The sequence below is a fragment of the Ralstonia flaminis genome (assembly GCF_958415495.1).
GTDB classification, from domain to species: domain Bacteria; phylum Pseudomonadota; class Gammaproteobacteria; order Burkholderiales; family Burkholderiaceae; genus Ralstonia; species Ralstonia flaminis.
Window position 1 is genome coordinate 31,579 of record NZ_CATZLL010000004.1, and the last position, 14,738, is coordinate 46,316.

At 64.6% G+C, this 14,738-nt stretch carries 14 protein-coding genes; 11 read left to right on the forward strand and 3 right to left on the reverse strand.

Annotation, left to right across the window (positions count from 1 at the left end; all coding sequences use genetic code 11):
* Position 1: 1 nt before the first annotated feature.
* The 11 genes from R2N11_RS07005 (at position 2) to R2N11_RS07055 (ending at position 11,062) form a co-directional block, all read left to right on the forward strand.
* The gene (locus R2N11_RS07005) at positions 2-484 is read left to right on the forward strand and encodes a CreA family protein (protein ID WP_199026657.1); all 483 of its coding nucleotides are present in this window, start codon (positions 2-4) and stop codon (positions 482-484) included.
* A gap of 161 nt (positions 485-645) precedes the next feature.
* Positions 646-822 carry a hypothetical protein gene (locus R2N11_RS07010; RefSeq protein WP_199026658.1) on the forward strand — a complete coding sequence of 59 codons (177 nt, stop codon included), beginning with the start codon at positions 646-648 and terminating at the stop codon, positions 820-822.
* Positions 823-1,196: 374 nt separating this feature from the next.
* Positions 1,197-1,721, forward strand: a complete 525-nt coding sequence (locus R2N11_RS07015) for a (2Fe-2S)-binding protein (RefSeq protein WP_316680610.1) — start codon at positions 1,197-1,199, stop codon at positions 1,719-1,721.
* A 19-nt stretch (positions 1,722-1,740) separates the two neighbouring features.
* Entirely contained in the window at positions 1,741-4,119 is a 2,379-nt protein-coding gene (locus R2N11_RS07020) for a xanthine dehydrogenase family protein molybdopterin-binding subunit (RefSeq protein ID WP_316680611.1), read from the forward strand.
* A gap of 15 nt (positions 4,120-4,134) precedes the next feature.
* On the forward strand, positions 4,135-4,941 hold the full coding sequence (locus R2N11_RS07025) for an FAD binding domain-containing protein (protein WP_316680612.1): 807 nt from the start codon (positions 4,135-4,137) through the stop codon (positions 4,939-4,941).
* 8 nt (positions 4,942-4,949) lie between these two features.
* On the forward strand, positions 4,950-5,861 hold the full coding sequence (locus tag R2N11_RS07030; protein ID WP_316680613.1) for an AAA family ATPase: 912 nt from the start codon (positions 4,950-4,952) through the stop codon (positions 5,859-5,861).
* Positions 5,858-7,117: a vWA domain-containing protein gene (locus R2N11_RS07035; RefSeq protein WP_316680614.1), complete on the forward strand. Its 1,260-nt coding sequence runs from the start codon at positions 5,858-5,860 to the stop codon at positions 7,115-7,117. The genes R2N11_RS07030 and R2N11_RS07035 overlap by 4 nt, the downstream gene beginning before the upstream one ends.
* Positions 7,108-7,764 carry an SRPBCC family protein gene (locus tag R2N11_RS07040; RefSeq protein ID WP_316680615.1) on the forward strand — a complete coding sequence of 219 codons (657 nt, stop codon included), beginning with the start codon at positions 7,108-7,110 and terminating at the stop codon, positions 7,762-7,764. Before R2N11_RS07035 ends, R2N11_RS07040 begins: the two co-directional genes overlap by 10 nt.
* Positions 7,765-7,813: 49 nt before the next feature.
* A complete protein-coding gene (locus R2N11_RS07045) occupies positions 7,814-8,845 on the forward strand; it encodes an XdhC family protein (RefSeq protein WP_316680616.1) in 1,032 nt (343 codons plus the stop codon).
* A gap of 281 nt (positions 8,846-9,126) precedes the next feature.
* Positions 9,127-10,230, forward strand: coding sequence for an SDR family oxidoreductase (locus R2N11_RS07050; RefSeq protein WP_199026666.1), 1,104 nt, complete (start codon positions 9,127-9,129; stop codon positions 10,228-10,230).
* A 109-nt stretch (positions 10,231-10,339) separates the two neighbouring features.
* Entirely contained in the window at positions 10,340-11,062 is a 723-nt protein-coding gene (locus R2N11_RS07055) for an MgtC/SapB family protein (RefSeq protein WP_316680617.1), read from the forward strand.
* A 9-nt stretch (positions 11,063-11,071) separates the two neighbouring features.
* On the opposite strand, the gene R2N11_RS07060 is transcribed toward R2N11_RS07055, so the two are convergent.
* The 3 genes from R2N11_RS07060 to R2N11_RS07070 all read right to left on the reverse strand — a co-directional run bounded on the left by R2N11_RS07060 (position 11,072) and on the right by R2N11_RS07070 (position 14,589).
* Positions 11,072-11,539: a hypothetical protein gene (locus R2N11_RS07060; protein ID WP_316680618.1), complete on the reverse strand. Its 468-nt coding sequence runs from the start codon at positions 11,537-11,539 to the stop codon at positions 11,072-11,074.
* Between the two features lie 124 nt (positions 11,540-11,663).
* A complete protein-coding gene (locus tag R2N11_RS07065) occupies positions 11,664-13,205 on the reverse strand; it encodes a methyl-accepting chemotaxis protein (protein ID WP_199026669.1) in 1,542 nt (513 codons plus the stop codon).
* Between the two features lie 151 nt (positions 13,206-13,356).
* Positions 13,357-14,589, reverse strand: a complete 1,233-nt coding sequence (locus R2N11_RS07070) for a DUF2252 domain-containing protein (protein WP_199026670.1) — start codon at positions 14,587-14,589, stop codon at positions 13,357-13,359.
* Between the last annotated feature and the right edge of the window lie 149 nt (positions 14,590-14,738).

Here is a 14,738-nt window from a genome sequence, read left to right on the forward strand (position 1 = left end):
GATGCGCCCCTTTGCCCGCTCCCTCGCCCTTCTCCTGACCATCGGCACGCTTTGCACGACCGCCTGCTCCCGCGCCGAAGACATCGGCAGCGTCAGCACCAATTTCCGCCTCACCGGCTCCGACAAGATCGTCATCGAGGCTTTTGACGATCCGCTCGTACAGGGGGTCACCTGCTACGTATCGCGGGCCCGCACAGGTGGTATCAAGGGCACGCTGGGCGTGGCCGAAGACGTGAGCGAGGCTGCCGTGGCCTGCCGGCAGGTCGGCGACATCACCTTCGTCAAGCCGCTGCCCCAGCAGGACGACATGTTCACGCAGCGCCTGTCGCTCGTCTTCAAGACGCTGCATGTGGTGCGCACGGTCGATCGCAAACGCAACGTACTGGTCTACCTGACCTATTCGGACAAGGTCATTTCCGGTAGCCCCAAGAACAGCGTGACGGCGGTGCCGATCCCGGCCAGCCAGCCGATTCCAGTCAAGTAAGCGGCCGGAAGCGCCCTGCGCACCGCATTGGTGCGTCGCAACGTAAGCGTGGTAGCCAAACAACGCCAGCTGGTGCATACGTAGGCTTACGTATGGTGCATTGCAATATTTGGTCTATCATAGGGGTATTCCCTAACCGGGAAATCCCTAAGAGGCCAATCATGCAAAACACGAACGACCTGAAGCTGACCGACCAACTCGAACGCGAACTCATCGAGCGCGAAATGTCGGAAGGTATCTACTACTATCGCCGCCCGTCGGGCCACTCGTTCTCGTTCGCCCAGTTCTTCTCGGCAATCGCGAACCTGTTCAGCACGCAACGCACCGCCAAGGCCTAATCCGCCTGAACTGTCGATGGGCATGTGCCCAAGCTAGCTGTAGCGTCGTAGTCGCAATACCAGAAGTACCGTGCGCCGGCCGCATGTTTTCACATCAGCCGCCACACCCGCCAGGTCATGACTGCCTGGTGCCAATCGAGGGCCGGATTCCGGCCCTTTGTCATTTCTGCGGTGCATATTTTGCGCAACCCGTTGCGTGCCGCGGCATCGTCCTTTCGCCCCTGCTGCCCCCAACCGCACTGCGGTTGTCTTCTCGTTTGCCTGTGCTTTACTGAGTAGAGCCGCGACCACCGATATCGAGACCACGCGCGCATTTCCGCTGCAAGGAAGGCACACAGCGTGGCACCCGGCGCCCATTCCCCAAGGAGACTTCCATGGCGATCAGCCTCAAGCTGTCGGTCAACGGTGCGCCTGTCACCGTGAGTGTCGAACCCCATACCCTGTTGGTCCAATTGCTGCGCGAGCACCTGCGCCTGACCGGTACGCACGTTGGCTGCGACACCGCGCAGTGCGGCGCCTGCACGGTGCACATGAACGGACGCGCGGTGAAGTCATGCAACATCCTGGCCGTCCAGGCTAACGGCGCCGAGGTGACCACCATCGAAGGACTATCGAAGGATGGTGCGCTGCACCCAATGCAGGAAGCCTTTCGCGAGTGCCATGGCCTGCAATGCGGCTTCTGCACCCCCGGCATGGTGATGGCGGCAACCGCCCTGGTAGCACAGCATCCGCATCCGGATGAACACACAGTGCGCGAGCAGCTTGACGGCAATCTGTGCCGCTGCACCGGCTATCACAACATCGTGCGCGCCGTGATGAAAGGTGCCGAAGCCATGGCCGAGGACAGCAACGACGCCTCCCTGCAAAGCCTGGCCGCCGCGCGCGCCCACGCCGCCTGACCCCAGCGAGGAGACCACCATGAACGCTCCCGCAGAACCCAACAACCACCTGATCGGCGCGTCCGTCAAGCGCAAGGAAGACTTCCGCTTCCTGACCGGCGCCGGACAGTACACCGACGACATCGTCCAGGCCCATCAGTCCTATGCGGTGTTCCTGCGCTCGCCGTATGCGCATGGACGCATCAAGCACATCAACGCGGATGCGGCACGCGCGCATCCGGGCGTGCTGGCCGTGCTCACCGGCGACGACCTGGCCGCTGACAAGGTCAACGGCTTGCCCTGCGGTTGGCTGATCCACAGCATTGATGGCACGCCGATGAAGGAGCCGCCCCACCCTGTGCTCGCGCAAGGCAAGGTGCGCCACGTGGGCGACCAGGTGGCGCTGGTGGTGGCCGAATCGGTGAAGATCGCCAAGGACGCCGTCGAGATGATCGACGTGGAGTACGACGAACTGCCCGCCGTGGTGGACACCACCACCGCAGACACCGCCGGTGCCGCCGTGCACGACGACGTGCCCGACAACACCTGCTACACCTGGGGCCACGGCGACAAGGCCGCCACTAACGCCGCTTTCGCCAAGGCCGCGCACGTGACGCAGCTCGATATCGTCAACAACCGGCTGATTCCGAACGCGATCGAGCCACGTGCCGTCAACGCCAGTTACTCGCGCCAGGACGACAGCTACACGCTCTACGTCGCCAACCAGAACCCGCACGTGGAACGTCTGCTCATGTCGGCGTTCGTACTGGGCCTGACTGAAGCCAAGGTGCGCGTGATTGCGCCGGACGTGGGCGGCGGGTTCGGCTCGAAGATTTTTCTGTACCCGGAAGACGTGGCGCTCACATGGGCATCGAAAAAGGTTGGCCGGCCGATCAAGTGGACGGCTGAGCGTTCCGAATCCTTTCTGACCGACGCGCATGGCCGTGACCACGTCACGCATGCCGAACTGGCGATGGATGCTCAAGGCAACTTCCTTGCCATGCGTGTGCACACGACCGCCAACATGGGGGCGTACCTATCGACGTTTGCCAGCAGCGTGCCGACCATTCTGTACGCGACGCTGCTGGCCGGGCAGTACAAGACGCCGGCCATCTATGCCGAGGTGAAGGCGGTCTTCACCAATACTGCACCGGTTGACGCGTATCGAGGTGCCGGGCGGCCGGAAGCCACGTATGTGGTCGAACGGCTGGTCGAAACCGCCGCGCGTGAAATGCAAATCGACCCTGCAGAACTGCGCCGCCGCAACTTCATCCGCACCTTCCCGTACGCCACGCCGGTGGGCCTGACCTATGACACCGGCGACTACGAGCCCCTCCTGCAGCGCGCCATCGAACTGGCCGACGTCAAGGGCTTTGCTGCCCGCCGAGACGCATCACGCGCCAAGGGTCGGCTGCGCGGCATGGGCTACTCCTGCTACATCGAGGCGTGCGGGCTGGCGCCGTCCAACATCGCTGGGGCGCTGGGGGCACGGGCTGGCCTGTTTGAAGCCGGCGAGATCCGCGTGCATCCGACGGGCTCCGTCACGGTGTTCACCGGCTCGCACAGCCACGGCCAGGGCCATGAGACGACCTTTGCGCAAGTGGTGGCGGATCGCCTGGGCGTGCCGATTGAGAGCATCGAGATCGTGCACGGCGATACCGGCCGCATCCCCTTCGGCATGGGCACCTATGGGTCGCGCTCGATTGCCGTGGGCGGTTCGGCCATCATGAAGGCGCTCGACAAGATCGAATCCAAGGCCAAGAAGATCGCCGCGCATCTGCTGGAAGCCTCCGCTGAGGACATCGAGTTCAAGGACGGCGTCTTCCGCGTGGCCGGCACCGATCGCACCAAGACCTTTGGCGAAGTCGCCCTCACGGCCTATGTGCCGCACAACTACCCGCTCGACAAGCTCGAACCCGGGCTGGATGAAAACGCCTTCTACGACCCGACCAACTTCACCTACCCAGCCGGCGCGTACATCTGCGAGGTGGAAGTCGACCCCGATACAGGTGAAGTCCACATCGACCGTTTTGTTGCGGTGGACGACTTCGGCAACATCATCAACCCGATGATCGTCGAGGGGCAGGTGCATGGGGGGCTCGGCCAGGGCATCGGCCAGGCGCTGCTGGAGCGCTGCGTATATGACGAAACCGGCCAACTGCTGACCGGCTCGTACATGGATTACGCAATGGCCCGCGCCGGCGATCTGCCGAGCTTTACGGTGGAAACCGCCAAGGGCACACCGTGCACGCACAACCCGCTGGGCGTGAAAGGCTGTGGAGAGGCCGGAGCAATCGGCTCACCGCCAGCGCTCATCAACGCCATCGTCGACGCACTGGCGCCGCTGGGCGTGAAAGACATCCAGATGCCCGCCACGCCCCACCGTGTCTGGCAAACCATTCAAGCGGCCAAGGCCTAGGTAGAGGAGCCCACCATGTACGACTTCGAGTACCAGAAAGCCACCGACGCCCAGACCGCTGTCACCGCCCTGAAGACGCACGCAGACGCCAAGTACCTCGGCGGCGGGCAGAGTCTGCTGGCGGCGATGAAGCTGCGGCTGGCACAGCCCTCCACGCTGGTGGATGTCACGCGCATTCCCGGCATGTCGGGCATCCGCTCGCAGCCGGGTGTGATCACCGTGGGCGCGGCAACGCGCCATGCCGACGTGGCTGAGAACGACGAGATTCTCCGCATGCTGCCCGCGCTGGCGGAACTCGCCGGTGGCATCGGCGACAGACAGGTGCGCGCCATGGGTACACTGGGCGGCTCGCTCGCCAACAACGACCCCGCTGCATGCTACCCAGCTGCCGTGCTGGGGCTGAATGCCACCGTCGTCACTGAGCGGCGCAACATCGCGGCGGACGACTTCTTCCTCGGCATGTATGAAACAGCGCTGGCTGCGGATGAACTCATCACCGAGGTGCAGTTTCCCGTGCCGGACCAGGCCGCGTACGTGAAATTCCGCAACCCGGCCTCGCGCTTTGCACTGGTGGGTGTGTTTGTCAGCCGCAAGGGCAACAACGTGCGCGTGGCAGTCACAGGAGCGGCGTCGTGCGTATTCCGCTGTACACCGCTGGAGCAGGCACTGGCGGCCAACTTCACCTCGGAGGCGGCGCGCAAGGTGGTGGTATCGGCTGATGATCTGGTGGGCGATCTGCATGCCTCGCCGGAATATCGGGCGCACCTGATCCCGGTGCTGGCAGCCCGCGCCGTGGAGCACGCACTGGCCAAACACCACTAAGGAGCGGCATGCCCGTCGACTCCATCGACGACTGCATCGCGCAATTGCAGGGCCAGGGCTATTTCGCCAGCCGTGAGTTGGCGACAGCCCTGTTCCTCGCGCTGCGCATGCAGCGGCCGCTGTTTCTGGAAGGCGAACCCGGCGTCGGCAAGACCGAACTGGCGAAGGCCGCGGCCGGGCTGCTCGGCACGACGCTGCTGCGGCTGCAATGCTACGAAGGGCTGGACACCGCCAGCGCCCTCTACGAATGGGACTACCCGCGCCAGATCATGGCGCTGCGCCTGGCCGAAGCGGCGGGTGAAAAACCCCGTGCCGACACGCTCTACCGAGATGAATTCCTCCTCAAGCGCCCACTATTGCAAGCGCTGCTGCCCGATCCCGCGCGCCCCGCGCATCCCAACACGCCCCGCGTCCTGCTGATTGACGAGATCGACCGCGCCGACGAACCGTTCGAGGCGTTCCTGCTGGAGCTGCTGTCCGATTTTCAGGTGTCGATTCCGGAGTTCGGCACGGTACGCGCACAAGTCATTCCGTTGGTCATCATGACCTCCAACCGCACGCGAGAGGTGCACGACGCGCTCAAGCGGCGCTGCCTGTATCAATGGATTGGGTATCCGGACAAAGCGCGCGAGTTGCAGATCGTGGCGCAGCGCGCGCCCGAGGCTGCCGCCAGATTGCAGCAGCGCGCGGTGGACTTCGTGCACCGCCTGCGCGGCATTGATCTGTTCAAAGCCCCCGGCATAGCTGAGGCCATCGACTGGTGCCGTGCACTGGCAGCGCTCAACGTGACGGAGTTGGATCCGCAATCGGTGCAGGACACGCTGGGCGTGCTGCTCAAGTACCAAGACGACCTGGCCCGCGTGGATGCGCCGACCATCCAGCAACTGCTGGCCGCACCTGCGCTGCCGGAGTCACCATGAACACGTTAGCCGCGCCGTTACCGCCTCAGTTGCCCACCCTCGCCCGCAACGTGACGCACTTTGTGCGCCTGTTGCGCAACGCCGGCATGCCGCTCGCGCCCTCGCGCGCCGTAGATGCCATTGAAGCCATGGGCCATATCGACATTGGCCGCCGAGACGACGTCAAAGCCGCGCTGACCGCTTTGCTGGTCTCGCACCCGGACGAGCGCACGCTGTTTGATGCCGCATTCAACGTGTTCTGGCGCGACCCGGATTGGGAGGGCAAGCTGCGCGCCCTGCTGCTGCCGAAGGTGCGTGGCGGCATTCCACCCGCGCGCAGCAACCGTTTGGCTGATGCGCTGCGCGCGCAGCCGTCGACCAACCTGCCACCCGGCCCCAAGCCCGACGGCGAGCGGCACGACATCGTTGCGCCGATGGCGTTTTCTGCAAACGAAGCGCTGCGCACGCGCGACTTCGACACGCTCAACGCCGCCGAGTGGCGCACGCTGCAGCATATGATCCGGCGCCGGCGGGTACATCTGGCGCAAGAGTGCACACGTCGGCTGAAAGCCGCCTCACGCGGGCGCCATCCGGACCTGCGCGCGACCGCGCGTCAGGCCGTGCGCGCCGGTGGCGACTGGGCAGGCTGGAAGTACCGTCAGCCGGTCGACCGCACGCCCCCGCTCGTGCTGCTGCTCGACATCTCCGGCTCGATGAGCCGCTATTCGCGTGCGGTGCTGTACTACTGCCACGCGCTGCTGCAATCGCGCGAGCGCATCCAGGCCTTTCTGTTCGGCACGCGGCTGACGAACGTGTCGCGGCATCTGCGCGAGCGTGATCCGGACATCGCCGTGCAAGCCATCGCGCAGCTCGTGCCGGACTGGTCCGGCGGCACGCGCATCGGGGCAGCCCTGGCCGAGTTCAACCGCCGCTGGGCGCGCCGCACACTGTCTGGCCGAGCCACCGTGCTGCTCGTGACCGACGGTCTGGACCACGAACACATCGACCTGCTCGACACCGAGATGGCCCGCCTGGCACGCTTTGCTCACCGTATCGTCTGGCTCAACCCACTGCTGCGCTTTGCTGGCTTCGAGCCCCGGGCACGCGGCGTGCGGGCCATCCTGCCGCACGTCGACGCGATGGTGCCGGCGCATCATTTCGACAGCCTGGCGGCGCTGGAGCAGGAACTGGCGCACGCTCGCCGCGCCCCGTTTCCTCACCCCCTGCGCCCTGAGCGCTCCCCCTCCCCAGCCCTTCCGACCGCACCATGGAACTAGCCCAGACCCATCTCCTGCCCGTACCCCTGCAGACCGCCTGGGATGCACTCAACGATCCCGCCGTGCTGCAGCGCTGTATCCCGGGCTGCGAGAGCATCACCGCGGCCGGCGACAATGCCTACGAGGTCGCGATGACGGCGGCCGTCGGCCCTGTCAAGGCGCGGTTCAAAGGGCGCATGGAGCTCACCGATATGGCGCCGCCGCGCAGCTACACCCTGCACTTCGACGGCCAGGGCGGCGCCGCAGGTTTCGGCAAAGGCAATGCGCAAGTGGAGCTCGCGCCCGAGGGGCCAACGGTCACGCGGCTGTCCTACACCGCCAATGCACAGGTGGGCGGCAAGCTCGCGCAGATCGGCTCACGCTTGATTGACGGCGCTGCACGCAAATTGGCTGACGAATTCTTCCAGCGTTTTGCGGCAGAATTCGGCCCCGCTTCCGATGGCGCGGCCGCGCTCGGCAACCAGCCCGCCGAACATGCCATTCCAGATCTTGCCGCCGGCGAACTGAGGGCACACGGGGCGCCACCTGCTGCCGATACGGCGCCGATCATCAGTCCCGCCGTGCAGCCTCGCAATCCGTGGCCGTGGATCATCGTGGCTGCAGTGGCCGTGGCAGCGGCCTACCTGTTTTTGCACCACGGGGCATAATCGGGCATCCCCCGCATTGAATACCGCGCATAAGCGTAGGAAACGCATCATGGACAGCGTCGATCTTGAAGTCTTGAAAACCAGCGTGCGCTGGCTGGAACAGGGGCGGCGTGTGCTGCTCGTCACCGTTGTGAAGACCTGGGGCTCATCGCCCCGGCCTGAAGGCGCCATGCTCGCCCTGCGCGACGATGGTGTCGTCGTCGGCTCGGTGTCGGGCGGCTGCATTGAAGACGACCTCATCGACCGCGTGCGCCGCGAAGGCCTGCAGCAGGTCAAGCCTGAGGCCGTCAAATACGGCATCAGCGCTGAAGAGGCGCACCGCTTCGGCCTGCCCTGCGGCGGCACGCTCCAGCTCGTGCTGGAGCCGCTGAACGCCGCCAGCGGCCTGGATGCCCTGCTGCACGCCGTGGAAGCCGGCCAGCTTGTCGCCCGCACGCTCGACATGACCACGGGCGCAACGCAGCTGCAGCACGCCACCGTGACCGATGGCCTGCAGTTTGATGAAGAACGCCTCGTCACCATTCACGGCCCGCGCTATCGGATGCTCGTCATCGGCGCGGGGCAGCTCTCGCGTTATCTGTGCCAGATCGCCGTGGGCCTGGACTACCAGGTGACCGTGTGCGACCCGCGTGAAGAGTACAGCGAAGAATGGGATATCCCGGGCGTCGCGATGGTCCGCACCATGCCCGACGACACGGTGATGGCCATGAAGATGGATGAACGCTGTGCCGTCATCGCCCTAACGCACGACCCCAAGCTCGACGACCTGGCGCTCATGGAAGCGCTCAAGACGCCCGCCTTCTACGTGGGCGCGCTCGGCAGCCGCCGCAATAACGCCAGCCGCCGCGAACGCCTGAAAGAGTTCGACCTGACCGAGTCCGAACTGGCACGCCTGCATGGCCCGGTCGGCATCTACATCGGCAGCCGCACGCCACCGGAGATCGCCATCTCCATCCTGGCCGAGGTGACGGCTGCCAAGAACGGCGTTTCGCTACCGACCCTCCTGCAGGTGGAAGGGGCCAAGGCCGCGCGCGAAATTGCGGCCAATGCCACGTCCAGCTGCGCAGTGCCGCATGCCTAAAGTCAACCTTCTAGCGCGAAAGGTCTACAAAAGGGCGTGCCGAAAGGCGCTTGAAAGGTTACATTCTTATAAATCGCTGATTCTGCGCGGCGTCTGACCGCACCGCATAACACCTGTCACGCGGCACGGCGAGTCTCGCACCTTGCGCGCCCTGCAGATGCGCCCGTTTGGGGCATGCGCGCACCACCAGCGTTCCGTGTCCGCACATGCGGCACCGATGCGGTTATTGGCAGGCGGGTTGGTCGCTCGCTTCGCACTTCAAAGATTTCGAGCTTTCTCGCATGAGTATTCTGCTAACCGGCGCGACCGGTTTTGTGGGCGGCGCTATTGCCGCAGATCTGTCCGCCAAGGGTCTACTGGGCGACACGCGCTTTGCCGTGCGCGGCGACACGCCCGCGGATGGGCTCACGCGCCTGCGCAACAACCTGCGCCGGTTCCAGTTGCCGCAAGCCGTGCTGGACGGCATCACCGAATCGCAGATCGTGCTGTTCGACCTGCGCGACGCCGGCCAGGCCAAGCTGGGCGATCCGGAAGTCATCATCAACTGCGCAGCACTGGCAACGTTCTCGAACCATCCGTCGCTATGGGATACCAACGTGGGCGGCGTGCTGGCGCTGGGCCGGCTGGCTGCGCAGGGCTCACGCCTCAAGCGTTTCCTGCAGATCGGCACAGCCATGTCGTGCGGCCAACTGGCCAATCGCCATGTAGACGAAAGCTGGGATGTGCCGCCGATCGAGCAGCACGCCGTGCCCTATACGTATTCCAAGGGGATGGCCGAGTTGAAGCTGCGCGAAGTCGTGCCCGAGTTGCCGCTGGTGGTGGTACGGCCGTCCATCGTGGTCGGTCACAGCACGCTGGGCTGCGAGCCCTCGGGCAGCATCTTCTGGATGCTGCGCATGGTGGCCATGCTGGAGACCTTCAGCTGTCAGCTGTCGGACCGTGTAGACATCCTGCCGGTGGACGACTGCGCCGAGGCCATCGTCAGGCTGGCGACCAAGCCCACGCTGGCGCACGACCTGTACCACATCAGTGCCGGCGATGCGAACTCCGAGCGCATCGAAACGCTTTACCCGCGCTTCAAGCGCTGCAAGACCCCGGAAGAAGACGCCCAGGCGCTCGCCGGGTACGTGTATCAGGAAAAAATCGCTGAGAAAGCACTGGCGCGTAAATTCCTGAGCATGACGGGTGACGGCAATGTGCGACTGGTTGCGCGCTGCATCCACCTGTATGCCAAGTTCGCCAGCATGAGCTACGTGTTCGACAACACGCGACTGGTGCAGGAGACCGGCTTCCAGCCGCGCTCCCTGCTCGCCTACCTCGACCGCTGCCTCGATACGTCGGACGCCGTGCCGATTCCCGAGCAGATGCAGTGGGACTATAAGTAGCCGTCTGGCCTATCCGGCTCGCACGGCGTGTCATGGCGCCGTGCTATAACCATCGGCGCCTCATTTAGCACCTGAGCAAGACTCCGGTCTGCATAACAAGGAGCCGCCGATGCAGCTGCAAGCCCTCATTCATCTCAATTTCGCCACGTTGCTGGATTCGTTCATCAGCCTTGCCGCCGCGTTTGCGCTCGGCTCGATGATCGGCTTCGAGCGGCAGGTCAGGCAGCGGACGGCGGGCTTGCGCACCAATGCGCTGGTGGCGGTGGCGGCGGCAGCCTTCGTTGATATGGCCGCGCAGATCGGCACCGCATCGGATACCACCCGCGTGATTGCCTACGTGGTCTCGGGTGTGGGCTTCCTGGGTGCCGGCACCATCATGAAGGAAGGGCTGAACGTGCGTGGGCTGAATACCGCTGCCACGCTGTGGGGCTCGGCCGCCGTAGGCGCGGCGGCGGGCTCGGACCTGATCGGCCAGGCCGTGTTGATCTCGTTGTTCGTGCTGGCCTCCAACATCCTGCTGCGGCCCGTGGTGAACCGCATCAACCGCACGCCGCTGGATAACCAAGCCAGCGAAGTCACGTACACGATGTGCGTGATCTCCACCAGCAATCGCCAGAAAGAGGCCCTGGCCGATCTGGAGCGCCTGCTGGAAGAAGCCAGCTATCCCGTCAGCGATCTGTCGGTCGAGCCCTTTGGCGAAGACCACGTGGAAATCGAAGCCATGCTGATGTCCACCGCGGTGAATGCCTCCGAGCTGGACCGCATCGTCAGTGCACTGCAAGCACAGCCGCACATCGCCCAGGCGTTCTGGAACCCGAGCACGACGGAGTAGCCGCTGCGCTTAAAGCTCCTGTGTGGCCGCCAGGGCGATGATCTTGGCCCAGCGCTTCGCTTCCTGGCGATTGCGCATCGGGATCTGCCAATCCGCCTGCGTCTGATGCTTCAGGCGCAGCACAAGAGACCATGCGCCGTCGCGCTCAACCGCATCGGCACCGGCAATATCAGCAAAGAGGAATCGCGCGTCCTGGTCATGCAGACGCAATGACCCGCGCTTTTGTTCGGCATCAACAGCAATCTGCCCCCAGCTCCCGCTCAAGGACACAATCCGCTGGCCCTTCACGTTGACGCCATGCACCGCACGGTGGCGGCGGATCAGGCTGACGACGGCCCCGGTGATGAGCGCTGCCGCGGTCAATACCGCAGCGCCGCCCGCGATGGCCCCGTACGCTGCTGCAACCGATACGTACAGCCGGACTGCGCCGTAGATGAGCAGACCAACCAGCGCAAACGCAGCAATGATGAACGGCATGGCGTGATTCCTTGATCCTTGAATAGGCGTTCCGGTTATATCAACCGAAACGGCGTTCAAGGCAAGTCATTGCCACACATGCCGATCAAAACGACCGCTTGTATCCAATCCGGTGTCGATATGCTCACGCCAGCCGGAAGGCTGCGATAGCGGCGTTCAGCACCTGCGCCTGTTCTTCCAGCGACTCGGCCGCTGCGGCCGCCTGCTCCACCAGCGCAGCGTTCTGCTGCGTGGCTTCGTCCATCAGCGTGACAGCCTTGTTGACCTGCTCGATGCCCGAGCTTTGCTCGTTGGAGGCGGCTGCAATCTCGCCCATGATGTCGGTCACACGGCGAATGGAGGCGACGATGTCTTCCATGGTGGTGCCGGCACGCTCGGCCAGCGCACTGCCCGTCTCCACCTTGGACAGCGAGGCCTCGATCATCTCCTTGATCTCCTTGGCCGCCGCTGCGCTGCGCTGCGCGAGGTTGCGCACTTCACCGGCCACCACGGCAAAGCCACGGCCTTGCTCGCCTGCGCGAGCGGCCTCCACGGCGGCGTTCAGCGCCAGGATGTTGGTCTGGAAGGCAATGCCGTCAATCACACCGATGATCTCGGACACCGTGCGCGAGGACGCGCTGATCTCGCGCATGGTCGCCACCACGTCGGTCACCACTGCACCGCCCTGGCTGGCCACGTGGGATGCACTGTCAGCCAGTTGGCTGGCCTGACGGGCGTTGTCCGCGTTCTGGCGCACGATGGAGGTCATCTCTTCCATGCTGGATGCGGTTTCCTCCAGCGAGCTGGCCTGCTCTTCCGTGCGCTGCGAAAGATCGGCATTGCCGGCAGCAATCTGCTTGGTGGCCGCGCCGATCGATTCGGAACCGGTGCGCACACGGCGCACGGTATCGGTCAACGCGCCCTGCATGCGGGCCAGACCTTCGAGCAGGCGGCCCATCTCGTCCTGACGGTCAACACGCACGGGCTGCGTCAGATCGCCAGCGGCGATGCGGTCAAACTGTGCCAGCGTGGCGTTCAGCGGGCCGACAATGGCGCGCAGCAGCGACCATGCGCACACCAACGCCACCAGCAACGCAAAAACGATGGCGGCAATCACGATCATGCGGAAACGCGCGTAGGCCTCGCGCGATTCATCGTAGTTGGCTTTGGAAAAGGCCAGCTGTTTCTTGCTCAGCGCCAGGCTGGTGTCATTCGAATCGCGGAAGGCCTTGGAGACTCCCTTCTCCATGATCTTGTCAGCCGTGGCGCGGTCACCGGCGCGCAGTGCCTTGATGATGTCGCGCAGCGTGCCTGATGCGGCTTCACGCTTGGTGGCGACTTCCTTGGCCAGGCGCTCCTCCTCATCGTCGCGCGGCAGGGCCAGGTACTTCTTCCATGCCTCGTCCGAGCGGGTGATCAACTCTTCGGTGCGGTCAAGCAACTGCATGGCGCCCTTGTCTTCCGGGTACAGCATCGCCTTGTCGAGCGCGGTGCGTGCGCGGGTGAGACTCAGGTCGGATTCGCCCAGGGCAAGCGCAGACGGAAACTGGTTGGTGAACGTCTGTTCATGTGCACGATTGGCATCACGCAGGCCAAGCAGCCCAGCCACACCAATCAGTAAGGCCAGCAGAAACAGGATGGAAACCGTGAGCACCAGGCGGGTGCGGATGGTCAATCGGGCAGACATGGGCGCGGCGAAGGTAACGTGCGCGGCTTCTCACGCAGGCGCGACGATCGCGCCGGGCGGCCGGCTACCTTGGCACTATCGGTCGCCCGCGGCGGGAACTTGAGGGCGGCATGCACAATGCATCACCTGACACCGCCCCTGGCTCAAGGCTTTAGCCTGCCTTGCCCTTGCGCGCCTGCCGATAGTCCTCCGCAAACTCGGCCCACTGCTTGAGCGACACCTTCCGCCCGTGCGTGGCCAGCTTGAGCGCGGATTTGCGCCACGCCGTGCCGGCTGCATAGTCCTGCACAGCCTCGACCAGATCAGTCCCGAGGCGGCCGCAACTGCGCAGATGACACCACGCGGCCACACGGGCCATGGTCTGCAGCGCGTCGTCCAGATTGGCGACGACGTGCTTGCCGGAGCCCAACTCCACGCGATCAGCCGTAGGTTGCAGGCTTTTGACCACGTACGACTTCGGCTTTTCACCCTTGGCTCCGTAGACGACGCCGCGCAGCAACGCCGGTGAAATCGCCTGCGAGATGCGCTGGATGCCAACCACACGCCCTGCCTCGCTATGCCACGGCGCCACGCTGCATGCGTCGCCCAGCACGCCGGCCCAAACGCTCGGTACGGAGAGCTTGATGTCGATCAGACGCAGGGTGTCGGGGGCGTTCTCGGGGCGGGCCAGCACCGAATAGCGTTCCAGCCCCAGGCTGCCCGTGCCGGCAATGCGACGCGCGACATCCACAGCAACGAAGCGTTGGCCGTGTCCGTTCCCCTGCTCGGAATACGCCTGGAGAATGCGGCGCGCGCGTTGGGCCTCTTCCTTGCTGGCACGCAATGTGCGGCGCCCATCGATGCGCAGGTTGATCTGGTTACCGTTACGCTCGGTGCGCTCGGCCAGATACGTCGCGCGGTTGCGCCTGCGCAGGCCGCGCAGCAGGGTACGCACGATGCCGGTAGCGGTGGCGCGCTCAACCCAGCGTGGTTTGCCGTCGACCAGCGCCGCAGCATAGGTATCGAGAAACCGCCGGCAGAGGTTGTTTGCGTCTTCATCAGCCAGCTTCCAGCTACATGCGGCCACCTGCAGGCTCGACAGCACGCGCACGAGGTCGACGGTAAACGGCGCGGTCAGCGCTTCGTCAAAATCGTTCATGTCGAAGTAGACCAGGCCGTTATCGCCCTTGAAGCTGCCGAAGTTCTCCAGGTGCAGATCGCCGCAGACCAGCGTGCGGGGCGCTTCGTGCATGAGCGGCGCATCGATCATCGATGCCGCATACAGATTGTTGGTGCCGCGAAAGAATGAGAACGGATCGGCGGCGATGGCAGCCAGCTTGCGCGTGAGGCGCTCCGGGTCTCGCCCGGCGTTGTACTCAAGAATGACGCGGGTACTCTCGTGCATGGTCGGCCTTATCGATTGTTGGAGTGGAGTGTGGGATCAACGTGTGCATGCAGGCCACTGGGCTAAGCGTGGACGACACCGCGGCCCATCTGCCCCTTGCCCTTCGGGTTGGCCCGAGTGGGGGCCATCTGCTTTGTCGGCTTGCAATG

Coding starts and splice junctions, on each gene's coding strand:
- R2N11_RS07005 (WP_199026657.1), top strand. CDS start 2: ATGCGCCCCTTTGCCCGCTCCCTCGCCCTTCTCCTGACCATCGGCACG.
- R2N11_RS07010 (WP_199026658.1), top strand. CDS start 646: ATGCAAAACACGAACGACCTGAAGCTGACCGACCAACTCGAACGCGAA.
- R2N11_RS07015 (WP_316680610.1), top strand. CDS start 1,197: ATGGCGATCAGCCTCAAGCTGTCGGTCAACGGTGCGCCTGTCACCGTG.
- R2N11_RS07020 (WP_316680611.1), top strand. CDS start 1,741: ATGAACGCTCCCGCAGAACCCAACAACCACCTGATCGGCGCGTCCGTC.
- R2N11_RS07025 (WP_316680612.1), top strand. CDS start 4,135: ATGTACGACTTCGAGTACCAGAAAGCCACCGACGCCCAGACCGCTGTC.
- R2N11_RS07030 (WP_316680613.1), top strand. CDS start 4,950: ATGCCCGTCGACTCCATCGACGACTGCATCGCGCAATTGCAGGGCCAG.
- R2N11_RS07035 (WP_316680614.1), top strand. CDS start 5,858: ATGAACACGTTAGCCGCGCCGTTACCGCCTCAGTTGCCCACCCTCGCC.
- R2N11_RS07040 (WP_316680615.1), top strand. CDS start 7,108: ATGGAACTAGCCCAGACCCATCTCCTGCCCGTACCCCTGCAGACCGCC.
- R2N11_RS07045 (WP_316680616.1), top strand. CDS start 7,814: ATGGACAGCGTCGATCTTGAAGTCTTGAAAACCAGCGTGCGCTGGCTG.
- R2N11_RS07050 (WP_199026666.1), top strand. CDS start 9,127: ATGAGTATTCTGCTAACCGGCGCGACCGGTTTTGTGGGCGGCGCTATT.
- R2N11_RS07055 (WP_316680617.1), top strand. CDS start 10,340: ATGCAGCTGCAAGCCCTCATTCATCTCAATTTCGCCACGTTGCTGGAT.
- R2N11_RS07060 (WP_316680618.1), bottom strand. CDS start 11,539: ATGCCGTTCATCATTGCTGCGTTTGCGCTGGTTGGTCTGCTCATCTAC.
- R2N11_RS07065 (WP_199026669.1), bottom strand. CDS start 13,205: ATGTCTGCCCGATTGACCATCCGCACCCGCCTGGTGCTCACGGTTTCC.
- R2N11_RS07070 (WP_199026670.1), bottom strand. CDS start 14,589: ATGCACGAGAGTACCCGCGTCATTCTTGAGTACAACGCCGGGCGAGAC.